Origin of the sequence: Pigmentiphaga sp. YJ18, from assembly GCF_038066655.1 — a bacterium.
Classification (GTDB): Bacteria; Pseudomonadota; Gammaproteobacteria; order Burkholderiales; family Burkholderiaceae_B; genus Pigmentiphaga.
This window is the reverse complement of sequence record NZ_JBBUKU010000001.1, coordinates 2,122,715-2,147,774: the sequence shown is the minus strand read 5'-3', so window position 1 is coordinate 2,147,774 and position 25,060 is coordinate 2,122,715. Positions and strand designations below refer to the sequence as shown.

Annotated in this window: 22 protein-coding genes; 13 read left to right on the top strand and 9 right to left on the bottom strand. The window is 68.5% G+C overall.

Annotation, left to right across the window (positions count from 1 at the left end; all coding sequences use genetic code 11):
- Positions 1 to 20 precede the first annotated feature (20 nt).
- Positions 21 to 395 carry a hypothetical protein gene (locus WKR98_RS10365; RefSeq protein WP_124688028.1) on the top strand — a complete coding sequence of 125 codons (375 nt, stop codon included), beginning with the start codon at positions 21 to 23 and terminating at the stop codon, positions 393 to 395.
- The gene (locus WKR98_RS10360) at positions 392 to 1,273 is read left to right on the top strand and encodes a formate dehydrogenase accessory sulfurtransferase FdhD (protein WP_341432858.1); all 882 of its coding nucleotides are present in this window, start codon (positions 392 to 394) and stop codon (positions 1,271 to 1,273) included. Before WKR98_RS10365 ends, WKR98_RS10360 begins: the two co-directional genes overlap by 4 nt.
- A gap of 10 nt (positions 1,274 to 1,283) precedes the next feature.
- On the opposite strand, the gene WKR98_RS10355 is transcribed toward WKR98_RS10360, so the two are convergent.
- Positions 1,284 to 2,393 carry a helix-turn-helix transcriptional regulator gene (locus WKR98_RS10355; RefSeq protein WP_124688026.1) on the bottom strand — a complete coding sequence of 370 codons (1,110 nt, stop codon included), beginning with the start codon at positions 2,391 to 2,393 and terminating at the stop codon, positions 1,284 to 1,286.
- Positions 2,394 to 2,603: 210 nt separating this feature from the next.
- Here WKR98_RS10355 and WKR98_RS10350 point away from each other — a divergent pair, with 210 nt between their 5' ends.
- The 8 genes from WKR98_RS10350 to WKR98_RS10315 all read left to right on the top strand — a co-directional run bounded on the left by WKR98_RS10350 (position 2,604) and on the right by WKR98_RS10315 (position 11,229).
- Entirely contained in the window at positions 2,604 to 3,347 is a 744-nt protein-coding gene (locus WKR98_RS10350) for an ABC transporter permease (RefSeq protein ID WP_124688025.1), read from the top strand.
- Positions 3,344 to 4,132, top strand: coding sequence for an ABC transporter ATP-binding protein (locus WKR98_RS10345; protein ID WP_341432856.1), 789 nt, complete (start codon positions 3,344 to 3,346; stop codon positions 4,130 to 4,132). Before WKR98_RS10350 ends, WKR98_RS10345 begins: the two co-directional genes overlap by 4 nt.
- Positions 4,129 to 4,953, top strand: a complete 825-nt coding sequence (locus WKR98_RS10340) for an extracellular solute-binding protein (RefSeq protein ID WP_124688024.1) — start codon at positions 4,129 to 4,131, stop codon at positions 4,951 to 4,953. The genes WKR98_RS10345 and WKR98_RS10340 overlap by 4 nt, the downstream gene beginning before the upstream one ends.
- Positions 4,954 to 5,137: 184 nt before the next feature.
- Positions 5,138 to 7,240 carry a TonB-dependent siderophore receptor gene (locus WKR98_RS10335; protein WP_341432855.1) on the top strand — a complete coding sequence of 701 codons (2,103 nt, stop codon included), beginning with the start codon at positions 5,138 to 5,140 and terminating at the stop codon, positions 7,238 to 7,240.
- 130 nt (positions 7,241 to 7,370) lie between these two features.
- Positions 7,371 to 8,024, top strand: a complete 654-nt coding sequence (locus WKR98_RS10330) for an isochorismatase family protein (protein ID WP_341432853.1) — start codon at positions 7,371 to 7,373, stop codon at positions 8,022 to 8,024.
- Position 8,025: 1 nt separating this feature from the next.
- A complete protein-coding gene (locus tag WKR98_RS10325) occupies positions 8,026 to 8,991 on the top strand; it encodes a Bug family tripartite tricarboxylate transporter substrate binding protein (RefSeq protein ID WP_341432852.1) in 966 nt (321 codons plus the stop codon).
- Between the two features lie 86 nt (positions 8,992 to 9,077).
- Positions 9,078 to 10,007, top strand: a complete 930-nt coding sequence (locus WKR98_RS10320) for a LysR family transcriptional regulator (protein WP_341432851.1) — start codon at positions 9,078 to 9,080, stop codon at positions 10,005 to 10,007.
- 127 nt (positions 10,008 to 10,134) lie between these two features.
- On the top strand, positions 10,135 to 11,229 hold the full coding sequence (locus WKR98_RS10315) for a helix-turn-helix transcriptional regulator (protein ID WP_341432849.1): 1,095 nt from the start codon (positions 10,135 to 10,137) through the stop codon (positions 11,227 to 11,229).
- Between the two features lie 6 nt (positions 11,230 to 11,235).
- Here the strand turns inward: WKR98_RS10315 and WKR98_RS10310 are convergent, their stop codons facing one another.
- The 4 genes from WKR98_RS10310 to WKR98_RS10295 all read right to left on the bottom strand — a co-directional run bounded on the left by WKR98_RS10310 (position 11,236) and on the right by WKR98_RS10295 (position 14,988).
- Complete coding sequence (locus WKR98_RS10310; protein ID WP_341432848.1) at positions 11,236 to 12,177, bottom strand: hypothetical protein; 942 nt, start codon at positions 12,175 to 12,177, stop codon at positions 11,236 to 11,238.
- A gap of 113 nt (positions 12,178 to 12,290) precedes the next feature.
- Positions 12,291 to 13,070 carry an SDR family oxidoreductase gene (locus WKR98_RS10305; RefSeq protein WP_124688017.1) on the bottom strand — a complete coding sequence of 260 codons (780 nt, stop codon included), beginning with the start codon at positions 13,068 to 13,070 and terminating at the stop codon, positions 12,291 to 12,293.
- A 12-nt stretch (positions 13,071 to 13,082) separates the two neighbouring features.
- Positions 13,083 to 13,985: a polysaccharide deacetylase family protein gene (locus WKR98_RS10300; protein WP_161567704.1), complete on the bottom strand. Its 903-nt coding sequence runs from the start codon at positions 13,983 to 13,985 to the stop codon at positions 13,083 to 13,085.
- A 31-nt stretch (positions 13,986 to 14,016) separates the two neighbouring features.
- Entirely contained in the window at positions 14,017 to 14,988 is a 972-nt protein-coding gene (locus WKR98_RS10295) for a Bug family tripartite tricarboxylate transporter substrate binding protein (protein WP_124688015.1), read from the bottom strand.
- 146 nt (positions 14,989 to 15,134) lie between these two features.
- Between WKR98_RS10295 and WKR98_RS10290 the strand changes: the two genes are divergently transcribed.
- The 3 genes from WKR98_RS10290 to WKR98_RS10280 all read left to right on the top strand — a co-directional run bounded on the left by WKR98_RS10290 (position 15,135) and on the right by WKR98_RS10280 (position 19,227).
- Positions 15,135 to 15,860 (top strand): GntR family transcriptional regulator, encoded by a 726-nt coding sequence (locus WKR98_RS10290; RefSeq protein ID WP_341432844.1) that lies wholly within the window; start codon positions 15,135 to 15,137, stop codon positions 15,858 to 15,860.
- A 290-nt stretch (positions 15,861 to 16,150) separates the two neighbouring features.
- Positions 16,151 to 18,064: a phosphomethylpyrimidine synthase ThiC gene (gene thiC, locus WKR98_RS10285; protein WP_341432842.1), complete on the top strand. Its 1,914-nt coding sequence runs from the start codon at positions 16,151 to 16,153 to the stop codon at positions 18,062 to 18,064.
- A 377-nt stretch (positions 18,065 to 18,441) separates the two neighbouring features.
- On the top strand, positions 18,442 to 19,227 hold the full coding sequence (locus WKR98_RS10280; protein WP_341432841.1) for a thiazole synthase: 786 nt from the start codon (positions 18,442 to 18,444) through the stop codon (positions 19,225 to 19,227).
- A gap of 18 nt (positions 19,228 to 19,245) precedes the next feature.
- Here the strand turns inward: WKR98_RS10280 and WKR98_RS10275 are convergent, their stop codons facing one another.
- Genes WKR98_RS10275 through WKR98_RS10260 form a run of 4 tightly spaced genes read right to left on the bottom strand, consistent with a single transcriptional unit; the run spans position 19,246 to position 25,039 of the window.
- Positions 19,246 to 20,913: a thiamine pyrophosphate-binding protein gene (locus WKR98_RS10275; RefSeq protein WP_341432839.1), complete on the bottom strand. Its 1,668-nt coding sequence runs from the start codon at positions 20,911 to 20,913 to the stop codon at positions 19,246 to 19,248.
- 31 nt (positions 20,914 to 20,944) lie between these two features.
- The gene (locus tag WKR98_RS10270) at positions 20,945 to 22,396 is read right to left on the bottom strand and encodes an aldehyde dehydrogenase family protein (protein ID WP_341432838.1); all 1,452 of its coding nucleotides are present in this window, start codon (positions 22,394 to 22,396) and stop codon (positions 20,945 to 20,947) included.
- Positions 22,369 to 23,583, bottom strand: a complete 1,215-nt coding sequence (locus tag WKR98_RS10265) for an alpha-hydroxy acid oxidase (RefSeq protein ID WP_341432836.1) — start codon at positions 23,581 to 23,583, stop codon at positions 22,369 to 22,371. Before WKR98_RS10265 ends, WKR98_RS10270 begins: the two co-directional genes overlap by 28 nt.
- 19 nt (positions 23,584 to 23,602) lie before the next feature.
- Complete coding sequence (locus WKR98_RS10260) at positions 23,603 to 25,039, bottom strand: UbiD family decarboxylase (RefSeq protein ID WP_341432834.1); 1,437 nt, start codon at positions 25,037 to 25,039, stop codon at positions 23,603 to 23,605.
- Between the last annotated feature and the right edge of the window lie 21 nt (positions 25,040 to 25,060).

Here is a 25,060-nt window from a genome sequence, read left to right as displayed (position 1 = left end):
CCTCGACCAGGAGATCCCGCATGAAAACCGCCCTCGCGCTGCTGCTGGCCGTCTTCTCCACCGCGGCCCTGGCCAAGCTGCCTCCGCCCAGCCCCGAGGCCCAGGCCAAGGCGGCCGAGGCCGCCGCCCGTACCGCCTGGACCGCCAAGGTCGACGGCTACAAGCTCTGCCAGGCCCAGAACAAGACCGCGTCCGTCTACTTCGCCAGCGCGCGCGCCGCCGGCAAGTCCGTGCACGAGCCCGCGTCCATGCCGCCTTGCGCCGATCCGGGCCCGTTCGCCTACACGCCGCCCGAGGCCAAGCCGCTGGAAGCGGCCGGCGCGCATTCTCCTTCGGAAACGGCCAAGGCGCCGCACAACACCGCCGCGCCCGACGCCGCCACGCCCAAACAGTGACCGCAGCGCCCCGCCACCGTCCTTTCCTGACCGACGCCCGTGCGCCACTGACGCGCGAGATCACCGTCGTCAACGAACATGGCCTGAGCGACACGGTTTCCATCCCGGCCGAGCGGTCGCTGACCGTCTACGTCGACAAGCGCGAACTGGTCACGCTGATGACCCTGGGCGCCTTGCCCGAACTGCTGGTGCTGGGCTATCTGCGCAACCAGCGCCTGGTGCGCTCCATCGACGAGGTCGAGGCGGTCACCGTCGATTGGGAAGTCCAGGCGGCGGCGGTGCAGACACGCCATGGCATCCAGGACCTCGACGCTCGCACTTCCCAGCGCGTGGTCACCACCGGCTGTGGCCAGGGCAGCGTCTTCGGCGGGTTGATGGACGAGATCGACGACATCCGCCTGCCCGAAAACGCCCGCCTCACCCAGGCCCAGCTCTACGGCCTGCTCGATGCCATCCGGCTGCAGGAGACCACCTACAAGTCCGCCGGCTCCGTGCACGGGTGCGCGTTGTTCCAGGGCGAGCGCATGCTGATGTTCGTCGAGGACGTCGGGCGCCACAACGCCATCGACACTATCGCCGGATGGATGTGGCTGCAGGACCCGGCCCGGATGGCGGGCCACGACAAGGTGTTCTACACCACGGGCCGCCTTACCAGCGAAATGATCATCAAGGCGGCGCAGATGGGCATCCCCATCGTCGTCTCGCGCAGCGGCATTACGCAGATGGGCTTCGAACTGGCGGAACGCCTGGGCCTGTGCGCGATCGGCCGCGCCACCAACAAGCATTTCCTCTGCTACACGGCGCCCTGGCGCCTGGCCTTGCAGCCCGAGCTGGCCGCGGCGCCCCGCCCCGTTCGAACCGCGCCGCAGGGCGCCTGACCGGACCGCCTCAGCCGCGCTTGCCGGGCTTGGGCGTACGGAAATTCCACCAAGGCAGCACGCGCCGCATCGACAGCACCTCGCCGCTTTGCTGCGGCTGGTACCCCGGCATCGCCGCCAGCTTGCGCTGCCAGGCCTCGCTGCGCAGGATACCCAGCAAGGCTTGCGTGGACGGCAGCTCCAGCGTGGACTTCAGGCAGACCAGGAAATAGTTCTCGGACACCAGCGGAATGAAGTCCAGCCGGCTGGTCCGGGCCGCGACCTCGATGCCCAGGCCCGCATCCGCGGCGCCCGAGGCCACCGCGTGCGCCACCGCCGCGTGCGACGGCTCGGTATGGGCATAGCCCTGGATGGCCGACGGCGACAAGGCCTGCCTGGCCAGCAATTCGTCCAGCAGCACGCGCGTGCCCGTGCCCAGCGGACGATTCACGAAACGCACGTCGGGCCGCGCGAGATCGGCCAGCGAGGCAATGCCCAGCGGGTTGCCCCGCGCCACCATCAGCCCCTGGCTGCGGCGAGCGAAGCCGATGATCTTGTGCTGGCCGGGTTCGAGCAGCGGCTTGTACGTGCGCTCGGCCAGCGAGCCCGGCGGGGAATCTGCGGGAACGTGGAAACCCGCCATCACGCACCGGCCTTCGTTCAAGGCCTTGATCGCGTCGACACTACCGGTGAAGCGAATGTCCAGGTGCAGCTTGTCGCTGGCCACGGCGTGCTCGCGCAGCGAGGCCAGCGCGTCGTCGTGGCTGGCGTGCAGGGCGACCACGTGGGCCGCGTCGTCGAAGGCGACCGCGAAGGCCCGCTCCAGGTCGGCATACAGGGCGCCGATCTGCGGCGCCAGCCGCGCCTGCGCCTGCCGCTCGGCCCACAGCAGCTTGTTGCCGAACTCGGTCAGCCGGGCCGGCTGACCCTTGTCCCAGATCACCAGCGCGTGCCCGAGGTTTTTCTCCCAGCGCTTGAGTTCGCCCCAGACATGGCGGTAGGACAAGTCCAGGGCCTTGGCGGCGGCCGAGATCGAACCTTGTTCGCGAATGGCGTGCAGCAGGTCCATCAGCGGATTGCGGATGGAGGCGGCGTTGGCGCGCGGCACGCCGAAGGTGTAGGAGATCTCGATTTGATGCACGGGGGGAGTATAGCCCCCCCTACGCGCTGACGCGCGCAAGGGAAGCCCAGCCCCTACCCGCTTGCGCGGGCCCCCTCAAGGGGGCGAAACCGGCGGACTGGCAAAGCCAGATCCGCGGTTTCCTGGGTGTGTCCGGCGCCTATGCAAACTACTTCATATCGCCTCGTCTGTCTCACTCCGTTACGCTGGGGCGGCACATTTGAAGACGGCATGAACACTCTTGCGGAAAGCGCGGTCACAGCGCTGCGCCTCATCACCTCTCTCGATCCCGTCCTGCTCGACATCGTCCGGCTGTCGCTGGCGGTCAGCGCCTGTGCCTGCCTGCTGGCCTGCGCCGCGGGGCTGCTGCTGGGAGCATGGCTGGGGGTGGCTCGGTTCCCGGGACGGGGGGCCGTGCTGACGCTGCTCAATACCATGCTCGCCCTGCCCTCCGTCGTGGTGGGGCTGCTGGTCTATCTGCTGCTGTCGCGTTCGGGGCCGCTGGGCTTTCTCGGCTGGATGTTTTCGTTCCAGGCCATGGTGGTGGCGCAGTCCATCCTGGTGCTGCCGGTGGTCATGGCGTTGACGCGGCAAGTGGTCGAGGATGCCGACCGCAGCCATGGCGAGCAACTGCGTTCGCTGGGCGCGGGCACCTTCATGCGCGGACTGCTGCTGACCTGGGATGAACGCTTCGCGCTGCTGACCATCCTCATCGCGGCATTCGGCCGTGCGGTCTCGGAAGTAGGCGCCGTGATGGTCGTCGGCGGCAACATCGAAGGCTACACGCGGGTCATGACGACGGCCATCGCGCTCGAGACCAGCAAGGGCGACCTGCCCCTGGCCGTGGCGCTGGGCATGGTGCTGCTGGCCGTGGTGCTGTTGCTGAACACGCTGATCTCGCTGGTGCGCCGCTGGCGCGAACGGCGCGACGCGGGCCTGTCCGCGTGGCTGCGCATGCCGGACCCGGCCGCATGAAGCGCGCGGCCTCGATCATGCCCCTGGACGCCGACCCGGCTCTCGCCCTTCCGGCCACGGCGGACGTACGGGAGCCGGCCCCTGCTCCGGCCCTGTTCTCGCTGCGCGACGTCGATCTGCACTACGGGCAGGTGCGCGCGCTGCACGGGGTCGACCTGTCCATCCACGCGGGCGAACGCGTCGCCCTGGTCGGCACGAACGGCAGCGGCAAGAGCACGCTGCTGCGCGTGCTGCACGGCCTGCTCGCCCCCACCTCGGGCACCGTCTCCTGTCTGCCGCGCAACCGGCAAGCCCTGGTGTTCCAGCGGCCGCACATGCTGCGTACCTCGGTACGGAACAATGTCGCGCTGGGGCTGTGGCTACGGGGCGTGGGCTGGCGCCAGGCGCGCCAGTCCGCCGTGGACGCGCTGGCGCGCGTCGACATGGCCGAACTGGCCGGCCGCAACGCCAAGGCGCTGTCCGGCGGACAGCAGCAGCGCGTGGCGCTGGCCCAGGCCTGGGCCATGGACGCGGATGCCCTGCTGCTGGACGAACCCACCGCCAATCTCGACCCACACGCCAAGCGCGAGGTGGAAGCCTTGATGCAGGAATTCGCGCAGCCCCGCTCGGGACGCACGATGACCATGGTGTTCAGCAGCCACAACCTGGGACAGGTCAAGCGCCTGGCCAGCCGCGTGGTCTATCTGGAGCGGGGGCGCGTCCTGGCGGACCTTCCCGTCCACGCCTTCTTCAACGGGCCGCTGCCCGACGAAGCCGGTCTTTTCGTCAAAGGAGAAAAAATATGAAGCTCTTCCACCGCCTGCGTCCCCTGGTCCTGGGCTGTCTGCTGCCCGCGGCCGCCGCCCTGGCCAGCCTGCCCGCCGCCGCCGAGACCATCGTCATGGCCTCGACCACGTCCACCGAGCAATCTGGCCTGTTCGCCCACCTGCTGCCCGCCTTCAAGAAGGCCAGCGGCATCGACATCAAGGTGGTCGCGCAGGGTACGGGCCAGGCGCTGGACACTGGCCGGCGCGGGGATGCCGACGTGCTGTTCGTGCACGACCAGGCCGCCGAGGAGAAATTCATCGCCGAGGGCTACGGCGTGAAACGCTATCCGGTCATGTACAACGATTTCGTGCTGATCGGTCCCGCCGCCGACCCCGCCGGCGTCAAGGGCAAGGACATCGTCCAGGCACTGAAGAAACTGTCGGCGGCGAATGCCGAATTCATCTCCCGCGGCGACAAGAGCGGCACGCATTCGGCCGAGCTTCGCTACTGGAAGGCAGCCGGCCTGGACGACAAGAAGGGCAACGGCTATAAGGCCTGCGGCTGCGGCATGGGACCCGCGCTGAACATGGCGTCGTCCACCGGCGCCTACGTGCTGTCGGACCGCGGCACCTGGCTCAGCTTCAAGAACCGGGGCAAGCTGACCGTGCTCGTGGAAGGGGACGAGCGCCTGTTCAACCAGTATGGGGTGATGGTGGTCAATCCGGCCAAGCATCCGCACGTCAAGGTCGCGGCCGCCCAGAAGTTCGTGGACTGGGTCATTTCGCCGGCCGGCCAGCAGACCATCGCCAGCTACAAGATCGACGGCCAGCAGCTGTTCTTCCCCAACGCCAAGCCGTGACGGCCGGCCCGGCCTCGCGCCGGGCCTTGCCAAGCGCTCTTCCGGGCGGCCTTCCAGGCCGCTTTTTTTCGCCCTCCGCAAGCTGCCCCGGACGATCCGACTCTTACAACTTCATTGTTGAAATAGAATTGATAATAATTATCATTAAAAGATTTATTTCCCACCCACGTCGGACATCGTTCCCATGCCACCCTTCTCCACTCCGCTGTGCCGCGCGGGCCTGGCCGCCGCGCTGGGCGCGCTTCCCGCCGCCCTGCCCGCGCAGACCACCGAACCGGCCACCCTGCAGGAAATCCGCGTCCAAGCCACCCCCGAGCGCGAGACCGCCACCGGTCCCGTCTACGGCTACGCCGCCAAGCGCTCGGCCACCGCCACCAAGACGGACACGCCATTGCACGAAACGCCGCAGTCGGTCACCGTGGTCACGCGCGACCAGTTGACGGACCAGGGGGCCACCAACCTGCAGGACGCGCTCGGCTACGCGGCCGGCGTGCGGTCCGACGCCTACGGCATCGACTCGCGCGCCGACTCGGTCCGCATACGCGGCACCGAACCCACGCTGTACCTGGACGGGCTGCGCCAGCACTACGACTACTACACCAGCACGACCCGCACCGAGCCCTATACGCTGGAGCGCCTGGAGGTCCTGCGCGGACCGGCGGCCATGCTGTACGGCCAGGGCAGCACGGGCGGCATCATCAACATGGTCAGCAAGCGCCCGCAGGCCGAGTTCCAGGGCGAAGCGGGCATACAGCTGGGCAACCGCGGCCGCAAGCAGGCCCAGGTGGACCTGACCGGCCCGCTGACGGCCGACGGACAGTGGCTGTACCGGCTCGTCGCGCTCAAGCGCGATGCCGACACCCAGGTCGATCATGTGAAGGACAACCGCAGCCTGGTCATGCCCTCGCTGACGTGGCGCCCCAGCGCGTCGACCTCGCTCACGCTGCAAGGCCTGTGGCAGAAGGATGAAAGCGGCTCGACCGCGCAGTTCATGCCCTGGTCGGGCATGCGCACCGACAATCCCAACGGCAGGATACCCACCAGCCGCTTCATCGGCGAACCCGGCCACGACCGCTACGATTCGCGCCGCACCTCGTTCGGCTGGCTGTTCGAGCACCGCTTCAACGACCAGTGGTCCTTCAGCCAGGGCTTTCGCCATGCCAACAACAAGGTGGACTACCTGACGCATTACGCGGACTCGTTCACCGAGCCCGGCGGCTGGGCCGCCGACCCGGTCAACCAGCGCCGCATCGGCCGCTATGCGGACGACGCCTTCACCAAGGTGCGCATCGACACGCTGGACCAGCACCTGACCGGCAAGCTGCAGACCGGCATCGTGCAGCACCAGGTCCTGCTGGGTTTCGACTGGACCCGCTACCGCCGCGACCGCCGCAGCGGCACCGCCGACGGCGGCACCATCGACGCCTACGATCCGGTCTACGGCAACTACACGCCGCCCGAGCTGACCGACGAGCCGCGCTACACGCTGCGCCAGGCAGGCCTGTACCTGCAGGACCAGATGAAGATAGGCAAGCACTGGATCGTGGCCGCCGGCATCCGCCACGACCGCGCCACCGCCGGACTGGCCGGCAGCGCCGACGAAAAAGACAACGCCACGACCAAGCGCCTGGGCGTGATGTACGTGGCCGACAACGGCCTGGCGCCCTACATCAACTACAGCGAATCCTTCACGCCCGTGCCCGGCACCGACAAGGACGGCGCGCGCTTCAAGCCCCTGCGCGGCGAACAGTGGGAAGTGGGCGTCAAGCACCAGTCGGCCGACGGCCGGCGGATGGCCACCGCTTCGGTCTACCAGCTCAAGGAAAAGAACCAGTTGGCGGGCGACCCGACCAATCCGCTCTATTCCGTCCAGGTGGGCGCGACCAAGACCAAGGGCCTGGAACTCGAATACCGCGGCGCGATTACCCGCACGTTCGACCTGATCGCGCACTACAACTATATCGACCTGGACAAGTCGCTCGAAGGCATGCCGCGCCACCAGGCCGCGGCGTGGGGCAAATGGCGCTTCGCCGTGGGCGACGTGAACGGCTTCGCGCTGGGCGCCGGGGTACGCTGGATGAGTTCCTTCCGCGACGGCGTGGCTCCCACCACGCCCTCGGTCACGCTGTTCGACGCCATGGTCTCGTACGAGACCGACCACTGGCGCTACGCGCTCAACCTGAACAACCTGACCGACAAGACCTACGTCGCGACGTGCCTGTCGCGCGGGGACTGCTGGTACGGCGCGCGCCGCAGCATCATCGCCAGCGCCACCTACAAGTTCTAGCCCGCCGGCGCCAGCCATACCCTTGGCGTATGGCTTCCAGCCGAAACCCGTCTTGGACAGGGCCGCCTCCGGCGCGGTCCAATTCTCCTCCAGAGCCACCGAGTGGCCGTTCACATTCCACGGAGGAGAAATGGACCAGGACTTGCAGATCGACGACCCCTTGTTCAAGGAAAAGGGCTTCGGTCGCCGCATCGGTTTCGGGCGCCACTGCGCGCTGGTCGTCGTCGACATGATCCGCGGCTTCACGGACCCGGCGCAGCCCCTGGGCGCCGACCTGGGGCAGGCGGTGCTCGCCACCAACCGTCTCGTCGCCGCGTGCCGCCGGATCGGCGCGCCCATCCATTTCTTCACGGTAGGCTACCGGGCCGACCTGTCGGACGCCGGCGTCTGGCAGCGCAAGATGGGCGGCATGGCCAGCCTGATGGAAGGCAGCGACAACGTCCGGCTCGATCCGCGCCTGGATACGGTGGACGGCGACTCGATCATGTCCAAGAAATACGCGAGCTGCTTCGCCGGCACGGATCTGGCCGCGCGCCTGGTCTCGCAAGGCGTGGACACCGTGATCGTGACCGGCTGCACCACCAGCGGCTGCGTCCGGGCAACGGTGGTGGACGCGGTGCAGAGCGGCTTCCGGCCCATCGTCGCGCCCGAGGCCGTGGGCGACCGGTCCGGCGCGGCCCACCGCCAGAGCCTGCTCGACATGGATGCGAAGTACGGCGACGTCGTCCCGCTGGAAGAAGTCCTCGCCCATCTTTCCCGCGCCACCCAGCCGGTGGAGGCCTGACATGAAAAAGCCAGCCCTTTTCGCCGCCGTGCTGCTGGCGTTGTCCCCCGCCGCGGGCCATACCGACGCCGGGTTTCCCAGCCGTCCGATCAAGATGGTGGTGGCCGCGCCCACCGGCGGCGTGCCCGACGTCATCGCGCGCCTGGTGGGCCAGCACATGTCGGCTTCGCTGGGGCAGCCCATCGCCGTCGAGAACAAGACCGGCGCGGGCAGCATCATCGCGCTGGAATCGGTGGCCAAGGCCAATCCCGACGGCTACACCCTGCTGGTGGCCGATTCCAGTCCGCTCACCATCAATCCCACGCTGTACAAGAAGCTGCCCTACCAGGGCATGGACAGTTTCGAGCCCATCGCCTTCCTGGGCGCCGCCCAGCTGTTCCTGACGGCCGGCCCCTCGCTGAAGGCCAACTCGTTCCAGGAGATGGTGGCGCAGGCCAAGGCCGCTCCGGGCAAGCTCACCTACGGCACCATAGGCATAGGTTCGCTGCACCACGTCATGTTCGAGGAAATCCGGCGCTCGGCCGGCATCGACATCATGCACGTGCCGTTCCGCGAACAACCTTCCGCCCCCGTCGCGGCGGGAACGGCCGACATGCTGCTGGCCGGCCTGCCTTCGATAGAAGGCCTGGTGCGCGCGGGCCGGCTGCGTCTGCTGGGCGTGACCAGCAAGGCGCGCGTCGCGCAGTTGCCCGACGTGCCGACGCTGGAGGAAAGCGGCCTGCCCGGCTATGTCTTCACCGCCGACATCGGCCTGCTCGCGCCCCGCGGGACGCCGCCCGGGCACCTGCGCAAGCTGGCCGATGCCGCCCGCCACGCCGTGGCCCAGCCCGACGTGCGGCGCAAGCTGGCCGACCTGGGCATCGTTCCCGACGGCCGCGTCCTGGCCGAATACGGGGACTACATGCGGCGCGAGATCGACCGGTTCGGCGGCATGGTCCGGCGCGCGGGCCTGGCCGGGACCCAGTAGTTTCCGGCCGGACGCCCTCCGCCGTGGTGCCGGCCACGGCGGAATCGTCCTACTATAGGGCGGAGCCTCTCCCATGCCTGCCGCCTATGATCACGCTGAAGCGACTCGAGTACTTCGCCAAGGTCGTGGAGACGAGAAACATCACCCGCGCCGCCGAACAGCTCCACATCGCCCAGCCGGCCCTGGGCACGCACATGCGCGAACTCGAAGCGGCCCTGGGCGTGCCCCTGCTGTCGCGGCATTCGCGCGGCGTGGACCCGACGCCGGCCGGCAGCCTGCTGCTGGAACGGTCGCGCCAGATCTTCGAGCTGGTCGCACGGACCCAGGATGACGTGCGGCGCGCCGACCAGGCCGCGCCGGTCCGCTTCAACGTGGGGCTGACCTCCAGCATCATGCTGCTGATCGGCTCGGACCTGCTGCTGACCCTGAAGCGCCGGTACCCCCATATCGACCTGCAGCTGTACGAGAACCCGAGCTTCCTGCTGGTGGACGCGCTCGAGCGCAAGGACATCGATGCCGCGCTGGCCTATTCCGTATCGCCCCACCCCGGCTTGTCCACGACCCCGGTGCTGAAGGAACGGCTGCTTCTGACGGTCCGGGCCGATCTGGCGCCTTCCTGCGGCCCCGTCACCATGGACGAAGTATTGGCGCACGAGCTGGTGCTGGGCAACGAACGCGACGTCGCGCGCCGGCTGGTCGAGGCCAGCGCCTTCGAGAAAGGCGCGCAGCCCCGCATCCAGTGCGAGACGCACTCCATCACCAGCCAGCGCGACCTGGTGCTGCGCGGCGCCGCGGCGGCCGTCATGCCCCTGGGCGCCATCGTCCGCGAACTGGAACGGGGCGAGGTCGTCGCGCGCCCCATCACCGATCCGGGCATGCACATCACGCTGTTCATCGTTCGCCGGCAGGCGCCGGACGAAGCCAGCCTCCAATATGTCGACCAGACCGATCCCATCGTCCGGGCCTGCGTGGACATGATCGCGGGGCGGCTGGGGGAACTGGGCAGCCCGGTGTAGAACCGCACGAGTTGCGCTTGCCTCTCGTTTGCGGCTATGGTGACTGTTACCCTTCGACACATCCCGGGAATTCCGCCAGGCATCTGCGGCCGCGGCGGTCCACCCCGGACACAGAATAGATATACCGATGGATACGAAAGGGACTGCACTCCACTTGCTGGAGCGGCTCTATGACGGCGTCCTTTCGGAGGACCAATGGCGGCAGTCGCTGCGGGACATCAGCCTGTCGCTCGGCGCGGCCAGCGCCGGTCAGGTGGCCCTCCATACGCCCACCGACTCGCTGGAACTCGATGAACTCATCGGCATGCCGCCCAAGATGGTCGCGCATTTCGACGAGATGCAGGACCTGGACCCGGGCCGCGCGGCATCGCCGCTGCTTGCCGCGGGCCGCATCTACGTGGACTACGAATTCCATGGCCAGGCGCGCCTGCAGCGCGAACCCTTCTACCAGGAATTCCTGAAACCGAACGGCCTGGGCACCTATGCCCTGCTCCCGCTGGGACAGGACGAAGAGCGCATGTACACCTTTTCCGTGCAAAGGGAAAACGGCCGTCCGCCGCTGGACGACGATGAGACCCGGCTGATGCATGCCGTGTTGCCCCATCTGCGCACCGCCTTGCACCTGCAACTTCGATTCCGCCAGCAACAAGCCGAATCGCTGCTTCTGCGGCACATGCTGGACCGGCTCGGCTTCCCGCTGCTGGTCTGTTCCGCGCGCGGCCGCATCGTGCAGTCCAACCACCTGGGCGACATCTGGCGGCAACAGCCCGACTGCCCCCTGGGCGTGCGCGCCTCCGCCGTGCCCCAACCCATCCGCCGGCTGCTGGACAGGGCCTGCGGCCACGGCGCCGAGGCCCCCTCAGCCGGCTCGCTCGCGCTACCGGACGGCGGCCGGCTCATCGTCCTGCCATGTCCGCTCACCCAGGACCTGCGCGGCGGCGACGCCCTGGCGCTGCTTGCCGCGCAGGGGCCGCAATGGCGTCCCACCCCGCGGGGCACGCTGCTGCGTACCCTGTTCCGGCTGACGCCGGCGGAAATCCGCCTGGCCCATCACCTGGCCCGGCACGACGATCCGCTGCCCACCGTTGCCGAAACCCTGAACGTTTCGCTCAACACACTGCGTACGCAGCTGCGATCGATCTTCGACAAGACCCAGACCCGGCGGCAGGCAGACCTGGTGCGGCTGATGGGACACCTGGGCCTGCTGACGCCGGGGGACTGATCGCGATTACAGGTCGTCGAATTCCCCGTAGGTCATCGTCTTGCTACCGCCCAGGCTGGACGAGAAGGTGACGGTGCCCGGCGCGTTGCCATTCGCCTGGAAGCGGGTGGTGATCGTTTCGGCCGCGGTCTTCGTGGCAAACGCACCCGTCAGGAAACCGCCCGCCTCATGCGAGAAGAGGACCGTCTCGGTCATGCTCGCGTCGTAGGCATAGTCGGGGCCGAGCACCGGATCCGAGCCGCTGACCGAGAACGAGATGCGCGAATAGGTATCGGCATCCGTCGTGGGATCGTAGGCCACGGCCACGGCGTAATCCTTGAAATTCATCGTCACGGCACCGCCATCCTCGGTCAGGACGATCGCGGGAATATCGAACTCGGCGCGCTGCCCCTTCGGTTCGGCCGAACTCACGTCGTTGGACGCCTTCACCGATGCCGTTCCCGCCGCGGACGTCCCGTCGAAGGATGCGCCCTCACCCAGCGTGACCCTGGCGCCCAGCGTCCAGTCCGACTCCTCTTCCAGCAGGTCGCCCTCCACCTCGTCGAAATCGACCGTCGCCGTGCCCGTGAACGGAATGCCGTTGTCGGACACGCGACAGTCGTTCATGGTCAACGCCACCGAGTCCCCAGCCGACAGGGTGCCGCTGTCGTCCGCATCGGTCCAGATGCCCGAGACCGTCCCGCCGTCCAGGCACTCGGGCGTGCCGTCCCGGCCGATGACGATCCCGTTCTCGAGCATGGGCTCGAACGCCTGGTGCAGGGACACGGCCGAGAACGCCGTCTCGTGGCCGTACCAGATCTGCTTCTCGCTAAGCGTCTTGCCATCGCCGCCGCCCCCGCCGCCTCCACCTCCGCCGCCACCACCCGAATCGTCGCCGCCGCCTCCCCCACAGGCGGCCAGCGATGCCGCCATCAAGGCGGCGCAAAGTGCGGTCAACGATTTCGACATGCTCGACTCCTTACTGAATGAATAGGCAATGTCGGCATTCTCGAAAATCGCAGCGCCCGGCGCATCACAGGATCCAGTGAAGAAAACCGGGCGGCCCCTGCTGGCGGCCCTGGTCAGAACACGCCGCGATACGATCCTCCATCCAGTTGCAGGTTCTGCCCCGACAGATAGCCCGCCTGCGCGCTGCACAGGAAGGCGCAGGCATCGCCGAACTCCCGCGGCTGCCCCAACCTGCCGGCCGCGATGGTATCGACGATGCGCTGCCTCGCGTCCTCATAGCTCAGCCCTTGCTCGCGCACCATGCGCTCGGCCATGAAGCGCTGGCGGTCGGTGTCGAAGCGCTCGGGCAGCAGGTTGTTGATGGTGACGTTGTCGGCGACCACTTCGCGCGAGATGGCCTTGCACAGCGCCGTCAGGCCGGTGCGCGCGGACGTCGACAAGCCCATGGCCGGGCTGGGCGACTTCACCATGGCGGAAGTGATGTTGACGATGCGGCCGAACCCCCTGGCCCGCATGCCGGGCAGCACCGCGCGTATCAACAGCGCGGGCGCCAGCATGTTGGCCTCGATCGCCCGCAGGTAGTCTTCGCGTTCCCAATCGACGAAGCGCCCGGGCGCCGGCCCCTCGTTGTTCGTCACCAGGATGTCGGCGTCCGGGCACGCCGACACCAGCGCCGCGCGGCCCGCGTCGGTATTGATGTCCGCCGCGACCGCGCGCACGACGCCGCCGGTCTCGGCGGCCAGTTCCCGGGCGGCCGCGGCGGCCGTGTCCGGCGAGCGCCCGTTGATCACGACATGCACGCCCTCGCGTGCCAGCGAGGTGGCGCAGGCCCGTCCCAGCCCGCGGGTGGACGCGCACACGATGGCCTTGCGGCCGCGAATCTGCAGATCCATGAGTCTCCCCGCCTAGGCCTGTTGATGGGCCGGCACCGGCCGGCCGATGGACTGCATCAGATGCCGCGCAAGCTCGGCGCGCGTGCCTATCCAGACGTCGTCCGCCGCCGTGGCGATCTCCAGCAGCCGCTGAAACGCCGCCATTCCCGCCGGGCGTCCGCATACGTGGGCATGCACCGTGGGATCGATCTTCTGCGGGGTGCGCTCCCACTTGCGAACGTAGTCGAGCCAGTCCTCGAAGATGTCCACCATGGCGCTGGGCGGCTGGCCGTGACGCATCACCAGCGGCAGGTCGTTCACCTCCATGGTGCCGGGCACGGCCACGATCGCGTGGTCGCCGAAGTCGACCAGATAGGGCATGTCGTCGTTCAGCGTGTCGCCATGCCAGAGATAGCCGGCCTGGGCCAACAGGCGCGCCGTGCGATGGCTGGGCGTGCCGCGCGGGCTGATCCATCCCGGCGGCATCCGGCCCGTCGCCGCCGCGATCAGATCGGTCGTGCGGCGGATGTTGTCGCGCTCCTGCGCCTCGTCCAGATAAGCGGGGATCACGTCCATCGCGTACGAATGCGCGACGATGTCGTGGCCGGCCTGGGCGATGCCCTTGACCTCTTCCGGATAGCGTTCGGCCATGATGCCGCTCACCAGGATCGAGGCGCTGACGCCGTTGCGGGCCAGCGCCTCGAGCACGCGGTGCACGCCGCGCCGATGGCCGTACTCGGCCCAGCCGACCGCGTTCAGGTCGGGAATGCCGCCCTTGAGCGGATTGCCCATGGGACCGATGCCGGGCCACGCCCCGTCCGACCACCACTCGTAGGCCATGCGGAACACCACGCCGATGCGCTTGCCGCCGGGCAGCAGGAAGCCGGCGGGCGGGTGGATCTCGGTCGCGCCGGCGTGCAGGTTCAATACATCCATGTTGGCTCCTCGTTCGGTCATGGTCATCGGATCATTGGGCTTCGATGCCGGCGCGCTTGACGGCTTCCGCATAGCGGACGGAATCGGCGCGCACCAGTTCGGCGAATGCCTGGCCGGTGCGCGGGTCGGGTTCATAGCCGCCGTCCCGCAGCATCTTGGCAAACGCCGGCTGGGCGACGATGTCGCGTACCGTGGCGGCTATCGTGTCGATTGCCGCCTGCGGCGTGCCGGCCGGCGCGAACAGGCCCTGCCAGGAAGCCGGCAGCACGAAGTCTGCGATGCCCGCCTGCGCCATGGTCGGCGCATCCGGATACTCGGGCGTGCGCCGCTCGCCGGTGAAGCCCAGCGGGCGCACCTTGCCCGACTGGACATAGGGCAGCGCGATCGTCGGCGGAATGAACATGAGGTCCACGTCGCCCGCGGCCACCGCGTTCAGCGCCTGCGATGCGCTCTTGTACGGCACGTGCAGCATGCTCATGCCGGCCCGCGCGGCGAACAGCTCGCCCGCCAGGTGCAGGGTGTTCCCTATGCCCGGCGACGAATACGTGATCGGCTTGGCGGCCTTGCGGCCATAGGCCACCAGCTCCGCCACCGTGCGCACCGGCAGCGCGGGATTGACCATCAGCAGGTAGCCCGTGCCCGTCGCCACGTTCGCCACCGGCACGAAATCCTTGCCGATGTCGTAGGGCAGCTTCTTGTAGACATGGGGATTGATGACGAACGAGGTCGTCACGTGCAGCAGGGTATAGCCGTCGGGCGCGGCCTTGGCCACGTCGGCCGCCCCGATGACGCCGTTGGCGCCGGGCTTGTTGTCCACCACCACGCGGGTCTTCAGCCGCCTGTCCATCTCGGCGGCCAGTTGGCGGGCCACGGTGTCGGGCGTCCCGCCCGCCCCGAACGGGACGACCAGCCGGATCGGATGCGACGGATAGGGCGCCTGCCCGTGCGCGAGCGGGCCCAGCGCCACCATCACCGCCAGCCCCCACCATCGGATCGTTTTCATAGTCTCTCCTTTTTATCGATAAAAAATATTTCTTTTTTATTTTTATCGATCACCGAAGAAAAGCAAAACCACGGAGAAACCCGTACATGCTTCGCCCCAGCACGCGTCCCGGCCTGTGTATGATTTATCGATAAAATCCGACCATCATGCTGGAATCCAACGACTCCCTTTCCGCCGGCCGCGCCGTGCCCGCCACCCTGGCCTCTCAGACCTACGAGCGTCTGCGGCGCGACATCGTCGATGCCCACTACGCTCCCGGCCAGAAGCTGGGCACCCGCCAGTTGAGCCAGCGCTACGAGGTCGGCCTCGCTCCGCTGCGGGAAGCGCTGACGCGCCTGTCACGCGAAGGCCTGGTGGTCCAGCACGACCGGCGCGGCTTCGCGGTGCCCAACTTCGGCGGCGCGCATCTGGAAGAGCTCTCGCGCACCCGGGCCTGGCTCAACGACATCGCGCTGCGGGCCTCCATCGACTACGCGGACCAGACCTGGGTGCAGGGACTGGTCCAGGCGTATCACCGCCTGACGCGGCTGGACCGCTACCTGGAAGGCGCGGCTGGCCCCCGCGAGAATCCCGAATGGGAAGCCGCGCATCGGGATTTCCACACCGCGCTCATCGCCGGCTGCCGGTCGCGCTGGATGATCGACTACTGCAACCAGATGTTCGAGGCCTCCACCTACTACCGCCGCTACTCCCGCATCACGGCCGAGTACCGCAAGGGCCGCGAGAACGAACACGAAAAACTGTTCCAGGCGGCGGTGTCCCTGCAAGCCGACGAAGCCGCGCGCCTCATGCGCAAGCACGTCATGGAAACCGCCCAGCGCGTGCAGGAACGCTTGCTGGCCGAATCGGCCAGGCCGGGCCTGCGATCCTGACGCGCCTCATGCTGCAACGCGCAAGCGATGCGCGTTGGACATTGGCCGCCGCCAGCCTATACTTACGCCCGTGACGCAGGGGTACTCATCGCCGGTTCGGCGTGGGTTGAGATGACACCCTCAGCACCTGTACGGATAATGCCGATGCAGGGAGCGTTTTCCGGCGGAACCTCGCGTTCCCGGCATGCGGCCCCACAGCCGTTCCCCCTGTCCGCTCACGGACATCACCGGGGGTCACCCGGAAAATTCCTTCCTTCGTTCGGCTCCGGAAACCTTTTCTTGGAGCTCCCATGAACGCCAATCCCAAGTTCATCGCCGCCACGGCCCAGGTCGACCAGGCCGCCATCCAGCCGCTGCCCCGGTCGCGCAAGATCTACGAGCAAGGCTCGCGCCCCGACATCCGCGTGCCCTTCCGCCAGATCGAACAGGCCGACACGCCCACCATGTTCGGCGGCGAACAGAACCCGCCCATCACCGTCTACGACACCAGCGGCCCCTACACCGATCCGGACGTCCAGATCGACATCCGCTCGGGCCTGGCGCCGCTGCGCGAGAACTGGATCGCCGAACGCGGCGACACGGAACAGCTCGACGGCCCCAGCAGCGCCTACGGCCGCGAACGCCTGGCCGACGCCAAGCTGGCCGAGCTGCGCTTCAACCTGCACCGCGCCCCGCGCCGCGCCAGGGCCGGCGCCAACGTGACGCAGATGCACTACGCGCGCCGTGGCATCGTCACGCCCGAGATGGAATACGTGGCCATCCGCGAGAACCTGCGCCGCGAGCAGTACATCGAATCGCTGCGCACCAGCGGCCCGCAGGGCCAGCGCCTGGCCGAACTGCTGGGCCGCCAGCACCCGGGGCAATCCTTCGGCGCGTCCATTCCGGCCCGCATCACGCCCGAGTTCGTGCGCGACGAAATCGCCCGCGGCCGCGCCATCATCCCGGCCAACATCAACCACCCGGAAATCGAACCGATGGCCATCGGCCGCAATTTCCTGGTCAAGATCAACGCCAACATCGGCAACTCGGCCGTCTCTTCCTCCATCGCCGAGGAAGTGGAAAAAATGACCTGGTCCATCCGCTGGGGCGGCGACACGGTCATGGACCTGTCCACCGGCAAGCACATCCACGAAACGCGCGAGTGGATCATCCGCAACTCGCCCGTGCCCATCGGCACCGTACCCATCTACCAGGCGCTGGAAAAAGTCGACGGCAAGGCCGAGGAACTGACCTGGGAAATCTTCCGCGACACGCTGATCGAACAGGCCGAACAAGGCGTCGACTACTTCACCATCCACGCCGGCGTGCGCCTGCCCTTCGTGCCCATGACCGCCAAGCGCATGACGGGCATCGTCTCGCGCGGCGGCTCCATCATGGCCAAGTGGTGCCTGGCCCACCACAAGGACAGCTTCCTGTACGAGCGCTTCGAGGAAATCTGCGACATCATGAAGGCCTACGACGTCAGCTTCTCGCTGGGTGACGGCCTGCGTCCCGGCTCGATCTACGACGCCAACGACGAGGCGCAGTTGTCCGAGCTGCGTACCCTGGGCGAACTGACCCAGGTCGCCTGGAAGCACGACGTGCAGGTCATGATCGAAGGCCCCGGCCACGTGCCCATGCACATGATCAAGGAAAACATGGACCTGCAGCTCGAGCACTGCCATGAAGCGCCCTTCTACACGCTCGGCCCCCTGACCACCGACATCGCCCCCGGCTACGACCACATCACCTCGGGCATAGGCGCGGCGCAGATCGGCTGGTACGGCACGGCCATGCTCTGTTACGTCACGCCCAAGGAACACCTGGGCCTGCCCAACAAGAAGGACGTCAAGGACGGCATCATCACCTACAAGATCGCCGCCCACGCCGCCGACCTCGCCAAGGGCCACCCCGGCGCGCAGATCCGCGACAACGCGCTGTCCAAGGCGCGCTTCGAGTTCCGCTGGGACGACCAGTTCAACCTCGGCCTGGACCCGGACACCGCCAAGGAATTCCACGACGAGACCCTGCCCAAGGACTCGATGAAGGTCGCCCATTTCTGCTCGATGTGCGGACCGCACTTCTGCAGCATGAAGATCACGCAGGACGTGCGCGAGTACGCCGAGCAGCAGGGTTTGAGCGAAGCCGAGGCCTTGAACAAGGGAATGCAGGAGAAGGCGGTGGAGTTCGTGAAGAAGGGGGCGGAGATCTATCACCGCTCCTGAGCGATCCAGGGCCGCTTGATACACTGGCCGGATGGCATGTGCGCCGGCCCGCTACACAGGTAGACGCTCCGGCGGGCATAGGCCGCGGCGGCGCCGGGCGGGCCGGCTGGCGTGGCGTTGGGCCAGCCGGGTCCGGAGACGAAATCGGGGAAGCAAGGGCGGAACTGTTTGAGCGCGGCCTTAGGGACAGTCCGGGGGACTGTCCCCGCGCGAGTTTTTCGCCCGCCCCGATTTCGTCTCCGGACCCGGGAAGTCCCGGCGCAGCCGGGACCTGGACCGTCGCCACGCCAGCCGGCCCGCCCGGCGCCGCCGCGGCCTATGACCGCCGCATGCGCCCCAGATGCCGCTATGAACACGCAAGCTTTCAGGATTTCATCATGACAGACACATTCACCCTTGCCGGCAAGACCTACTCCTCCCGCCTGTTGGTGGGCACCGGCAAGTACAAGGACTTCGACGAGACCAAGGCGGCCATCGACGCCAGCGGCGCCAATATCGTGACGGTGGCCATCCGCCGCACCAACATCGGCCAGAACGCGGGCGAGCCCAGCCTGCTGGATTACCTGCCGCCCAGCGAATACACCATCCTGCCCAATACCGCCGGCTGCTACACCGCCGACGACGCCGTGCGCACGCTGCGCCTGGCGCGCGAACTGCTGGATGGACACGATCTGGTGAAGCTGGAAGTGCTGGGCGACTCGCACACCCTGTTCCCGAACATGCCTGAAACCCTGAAGGCCGCGGAAACGCTGGTCAAGGACGGTTTCAAGGTGATGGTGTATTGCACCGACGATCCCATCCAGGCGCGCATGCTGGAAGAGATCGGCTGCATCGCCGTCATGCCGCTGGCCTCGCTGATCGGCTCGGGCATGGGCATCCTGAATCCGTGGAACCTGCGGCTGATCATCGACCAGGCCAACGTACCCATCATCGTCGATGCGGGCGTGGGCACGGCCTCGGATGCGGCGATCGCCATGGAGCTGGGCTGCGACGGCGTGCTGATGAACACCGCCATCGCCGCGGCCCAGGATCCCATCCTGATGGCCAGCGCGATGAAGAAAGGCGTGGAAGCCGGGCGCGAGGCCTTCCTGGCGGGCCGCATGCCCAAGAAACTGTACAGCGGATCGCCCAGTTCGCCGACGACGGGGCTGATTCAGTCGTAAGACCGCGCCGCTGCCCCGTCACCCTTGCCGCAACTTGGTGATCGTCGCCCGCGGCGAGATCACGTCGGGGTCGGTCTTCAGCGCCAGCAGGGCCGGCCGGCCCGCCTCCAGCGCCCGGGCGAACGCGGCGGGGAAATCGGCGGTCGCCAGGACCTGCTCGGCGTGCAGCCCATAGGCCGCCGCCAGCGCGACGAAATCGGGATTGCGCAGGTCGGTGCCATGCACCCGGCCCGGGTAGTGCCGCTCCTGGTGCATGCGTATGCTGCCGTACATCCCGTTGTCCACCACGATGAACACGGCATTCGCGCCGTACTGGACCGCCGTCGCCATTTCCTGCGAATTCATCAGGAAGCAGCCATCCCCCGCGAAGCAGACGGCGGGCCGGTCGGGATGGACGAGCTTGGCGGCGATGGCCGCCGGCACGCCGTAGCCCATGGTCCCGCTGGTGGGCGCGAGCTGCGTGCGCCAGCCGCGGTACTGGTAGAAGCGCTGCACCCATAGCGTGTAGTTGCCGGCCCCATTGGTGATGATGGACTCGGGCGGCAGCACGTCGCGCACGTGGGCCATGACCTCGCCCAGGTCCACGGGGCCGGGCATGGGCGCGTGCCGCAGGTTGTCGAGGTAGTCCGCGCGGGCCTGCGCGGTCCAGTCGGCCCAGGCGGGCGGCGCGGCGGGCGCCAGTTGCACGGCCGCCGCGGCGAAAGACGCCATGTCGGCGTTGATGGCGACGTCGGCGCTGTAGACGCGCCCCAGTTCGCCCGCGTCCAGGTGGACGTGCGCCAGCTTCTGGCGTGGCCGGGGGACGTCCAGCAGCGCGTAGCCGTTGGTGGAGGTCTCGCCCAGGCGGGGCCCGACCGCGACGATCAGGTCGGCTTGCCCGATGCGGGCGGCCAGGCGCGGGTCCATGCCCAGGCCCGACTCGCCCACATAAAGATCGTTGCGGTTGTCGAACAGGTCCTGACGCCGGAAGGTGCAGGCCACGGGCAGGTCGAAGGCGCGCGCGAAGCGCTCGATGTCCTGGCAAGCCGCGCGCGACCATCCGCCTCCGCCCAGCAGCATCATGGGCCGACTTGCCTCGGCCAGCAGGGCCGCCAGATCCGCCATGTCCCGCGCCGCCGGCGCCTGCGCGATGCGCCGGTAGCGCGGGGCGTCGTCCGCCACCGCCATCTCCGCCAGCATGTCCTCTGGCAGCGCCAGCACCACCGGGCCGGGGCGGCCCGAGGTCGCCACATGGAAGGCACGGCTGACGTACTCGGGAATGCGGCGCGCATCGTCGATCTGGTCCACCCACTTGGCCTGGGTGCCGAACATGTGGCGAAAGTCGATTTCCTGCCAGGCCTCGCGTCCCATGTCGCCGCGCGCCACCTGGCCGACGAACACGATCAGCGGCGTCGAATCCTGCCGCGCGGTATGAATGCCGATGCTGGCATTGGTCGCGCCAGGCCCGCGCGTCACGAAGCAGATCCCGGGTTCACCGGTCAGCTTGCCATAGGCTTCGGCCATGTGCGCCGCCCCGCCCTCCTGGCGGCATACCACCAGCCGGATCGCGTCGCGCGCCTCGTACAGCGCGTCCAGCACGGCCAGGAAGCTTTCGCCCGGGACGCAGAAGGCGGTATCCACGCCGTGCGTCCGCAGCGCGTCCACCAGGATCCGGCCGCCGCTGCGCGCCTCGGATGTTCCACTCATGTCGGTTCCTTGAAATCTCGTTGGGCGTGTCTCAGACCACGCCGGCGCTGCGATAGATGTGCTTGGTTTCCAGGAAATCGCCCAGCCCCTCGTAGCCGTGCAGCCGGCCCAGCCCGCTCTGGCGGTAGCCGCCGGTTTCGGCTTCGGCGAACAGACGGTTGTGGTCGTTGATCCAGACCGTGCCGTTGCGCAGGGCGCGCGCGACGCGCAATGCGCGGTCGCCGTCGGCGGTCCAGACGCTCGCGGACAGCCCGTACACCGTGTGATTGGCGCGCTGCACCGCCTCGCGTTCGTCGTCGAAGGATTCCAGCACCACGAAGGGGCCGAAGATTTCTTCCTGGCAGAAGAAGGCCGAGCTGTCGCGATGCGCGACCAGCGTGGGCGTCAGATAGCTGCCGCCGGCCAGCGCCCCCTGCGGCCGGCCACCGCGCAGCAGGACCTCGTCGCATTCGTCCAGCGCGCGGCGTGCGGCCTCGTCCACGGTCCGTACCGCCTGCTCGTCGATCAACGGCCCCATGCCCGAGGCTTCGTCCGCACCGGGACCGACCACGATGGCCGACAGGGCCAAGGCCAGGGCACGCTTCATCTCGTCCAGACGCGACGCATGGACCAGCACACGCCGCGCGGCCGTGCACTGCTGTCCGGAAATGATGGTGGCCGCCGCGGCCAGCCGGCACGCGGTCGCCTCGATGTCCGCATCGGGAAAAACCAGGCAGCACGACTTGCCGCCCAACTCCAGCGACAGCTTCTTCATGGTGGGTGCGGCCGCCGCCATGATGTGCTGGCCGACCAGGTTGGAGCCGGTGAAGCTCAGCACGTCCACGTCGGGCGACGCGACCAGTTCCCTGGCCGCGTCGCTGCCGGTCTCGCACACCAGGTTCAGCACGCCGGAAGGCAGGCCGGGCACCTGCGTCAGTTCCCGCAGCACCGCCGCCGTGATCTGCGCGGTCTGCATCGCCGGCTTGACGATGACGGTGCATCCGGCCGCCAACGCCGGCGCGAGCGCCCGGATCAGCAGCACGACCGGGGCGTTCCAGGGAATGATCAGCGCCGCCACCCCGGCCGGCTCGCGCAGCGTGGCCGCGAAGGCTCCGGGCTCCACTTCCATGAAATGCCCGGGCATGTGGCGCGCCAGCCCGGCGTAATAGCGGATCTCGGAAATGGCGCCGGCCATCTCGCCGCGCGCCTCGCGCAGCACCTTGCCGTTCTCGCGCGTCAGCAGCGCCGCCAGATCGGTACGGCGTTCGAGCCGGTCGGCCCATTGCAGCAGGACGTTCTGCCGCGCGCGCGGGCTTTGCGGCCAGGGCGTCGTGTCGAAGGCGCGGCGGGCGGCGGCGATGGCCGCCTGCGCCTCCGCGCGGCCGCCGTCGGCCAGCGTGCCGATGGCCTGGCCCGTGGCGGGGTCGATGCTGGCGGCCGTGCGGCCGTCGGCGGAAGGCAGCCAATGTCCATCGATCAGATGGCGGGCGTCGAGCAAGTGCATGAGCATTCTCCGGAAGGGATGCGGAATTCGGATGGCGGGCCTGGCCGGGCCAGGTACCGGCTGTCCAGGCCGGCGACGTCGGCGCATCCCAGCAGGGCGAGGTCGACATCGATCTCGCGCTTGAGCAGGGCCAGCACGTGGGCGACGCCGGCCTGTCCGCCCACGGCCAGGCCGTACATGGCGGGGCGGCCGATGAAGACGAAATCGGCGCCCAGCGCCAGGGCCTTCAGGATGTCGGTACCGCGGCGAAAACCGCTGTCGACCATGATCGCCAGCCGCGGCGCCGCGGCCGCGATGGCGGGCAAGGCATCGATCGGCGCCTGCGCGCCGTCGAGCTGCCGGCCGCCGTGATTGGAGACGATGACGCCGTCGGCGCCGATGGCCTGGGCGCGCCCGGCATCCTCCGGATGCAGCAGGCCCTTGATCACCAGCCGGCCGCGCCAGCGGTCGCGCACCCAGGCCAGGTCGTCCCACGATAGCGCGGCCCGCCCCGCGCGGTGGTCGCCGGATGCCGCCGTGATGATGCGGTTGCCACGCGCCGCGGAAAAATTCTCGAACCGGGGGATGCCCTGGCGCAGCAGCGTTTGCAGGAAGGTCCGCGCCAGCCAGCCGGGCCGCGCCAGGCCGCCGGCCACCAGCCGCGGCGTGAGCCGCAGCGGCAGGCTGAAGCCGTTGCGCAGCTCCACCTCGCGCGTCGAGGCGATCGGCACGTCCACCGTCACCACCAGCACCGGTACGCCCGCCCGCTCGGCACGCGCCAGCAAGGCACCAATCAGTTCACGGTTGGACGGGACATAGGCCTGGAACCAGCTTCCCGGCGCCTGTTGCAGCACGCGCTCCATGGGCGTGGTCGACGCGCCGCTCAACACGAAGGGCACCTGGGCCTCGGCCGCCGCGCGCGCCAGCGCGAGGTCGCCGTCGAAGCCGCAGATGCCGGCCACGCCCATGGGCGCGATGCCGAACGGCGCGGCGTAGTGCGTGCCGAACAGGCTCCTGGCCTGGGACCGGCGCGACACGTCCACCAGGAAGCGCGGCACGAACCGCCAGGCATCGAAAGCCTGGCGATTGCCCCGCAGCGCGCTTTCGGTTTCCGAGCCGCCCGAGACATAGCCGTACACGCTGGGCGGCAGGCGCCGCCGCGCGGCCTGCTCCAGGTCGCCGGTGGACAGGATGGAAGCCAGGGTCATCGTTGTTCCTCGTGCGCCGCTAACCGACCGCGCCGGTTTCCCAGTCGACCACGGCATTGGGCATGATCTGCGCGGCGATGTCTATCTCCGCCTCGCCCGGGATCCTGACCTTGGTGAAGATGTGGCCCGCATAGGCCAGCGGCCGCGTGGCGTCCAGCCCCATCTTGGCGCCGATGCCCTGCAGGGCCGGCGGCAGATTCTCGATGTCGTCCACGCCCACGGTGGTGGACGGGTCGAGCACCGATCCCTGGGCGCCGCTGATCACCACCAGGTCGCGGTCGGCCTGGAAGCGCGTGGCCACGGCCCACTCGACCTGCTTGGGGTCGTGCACGTCGACGTCGTCGTCCACCACGATCACCTGCTTGATGTCGTAGTGCGCCCCCAGCGCGCACAGCAGCACGTTCTTGGGTTCGCCCTCGCGGCGCTTCCTGAACTTGACGAACAGGTGGTAGCGCCCCACCCCGCCCATGCTCAGGTGCACGTCCAGCACGCCGGGAAAGCTGCGTTGCAGGTGCGACAGCAGCGTGGCCTCGCGCGGGATGGACCCGAGCAGCAGGTGCTCGAGTTCGGCCGGCACGATGGTGTGGAAGATGGGACCGCGCCGGTGCGTGATGGCATCGACCGCGATCACCTCGCGCTTTTCCTTGGCGCTGTAGTAGCGCGGAAATTCGCCGAACGGCCCTTCCTCTTCCCGCACGCCCGGCAGCAGCCGCCCCTCGATCACGATCTCGGCGCGGGCCGGCACGCGCACGTCGTTGGTCAGGCACTTGACGACTTCGAGCGGTTCGCCGTGCAGGGCGCCGGCGATCTCCAGCTCGTCGTAGTCGATGGGCGTGATGGCCTGCGAAGCCAGCAGCGTCAGCGGATCGGCGCCGATCACCACCGCCACCGGCAATTCCAGGCCGTGCGCCTCCGCCTCCTGGTAGAACGCGTGCAGATGGCGCGGCAGCATCAGGATGGCCATGCGATCGCGGGCATGGACCTGGATGCGGTTGATCGAGACGTTCTGCACGCCCGTGACGGGATTGCGCGCGATCACCATGCCTGCCGTGATGTACGGACCGCTGTCGAACTCGCTGTGGGTGGGAATGGGCAGTTGCGCCAACAGGTCGACGTCGCGCAGCACGACTTCCTGGCAGGGCGCCGAAACGGACGCTACCTCGCGCCACGGCAGCGGCGCCTCGGCCGCCGTCCGGAAGGCCTCCAGCAACCCGGCCGAATCCACCCCCAGTGCCTCGGCGATCCAGGCGCGCTGCGCCATGAAGCCCGACACGACGGGCATGGCATGGCCGCCAGGCCGAGGGAAGTAGGCGGCCTGGCGGCCGTCCAGCAGCTTGGCCATGGCCGCCAGCGTGTGCTTGAGCGGCACGCCCTCGCGCAGGACCGCGAGCCTGTCCGTCTTCGCCAGGTGCGCCAGCCACTGCCGCATGTCCCGGGGCCTGTTCTTGCCTGTCATGATTCCTTTCCTCGTCAATTG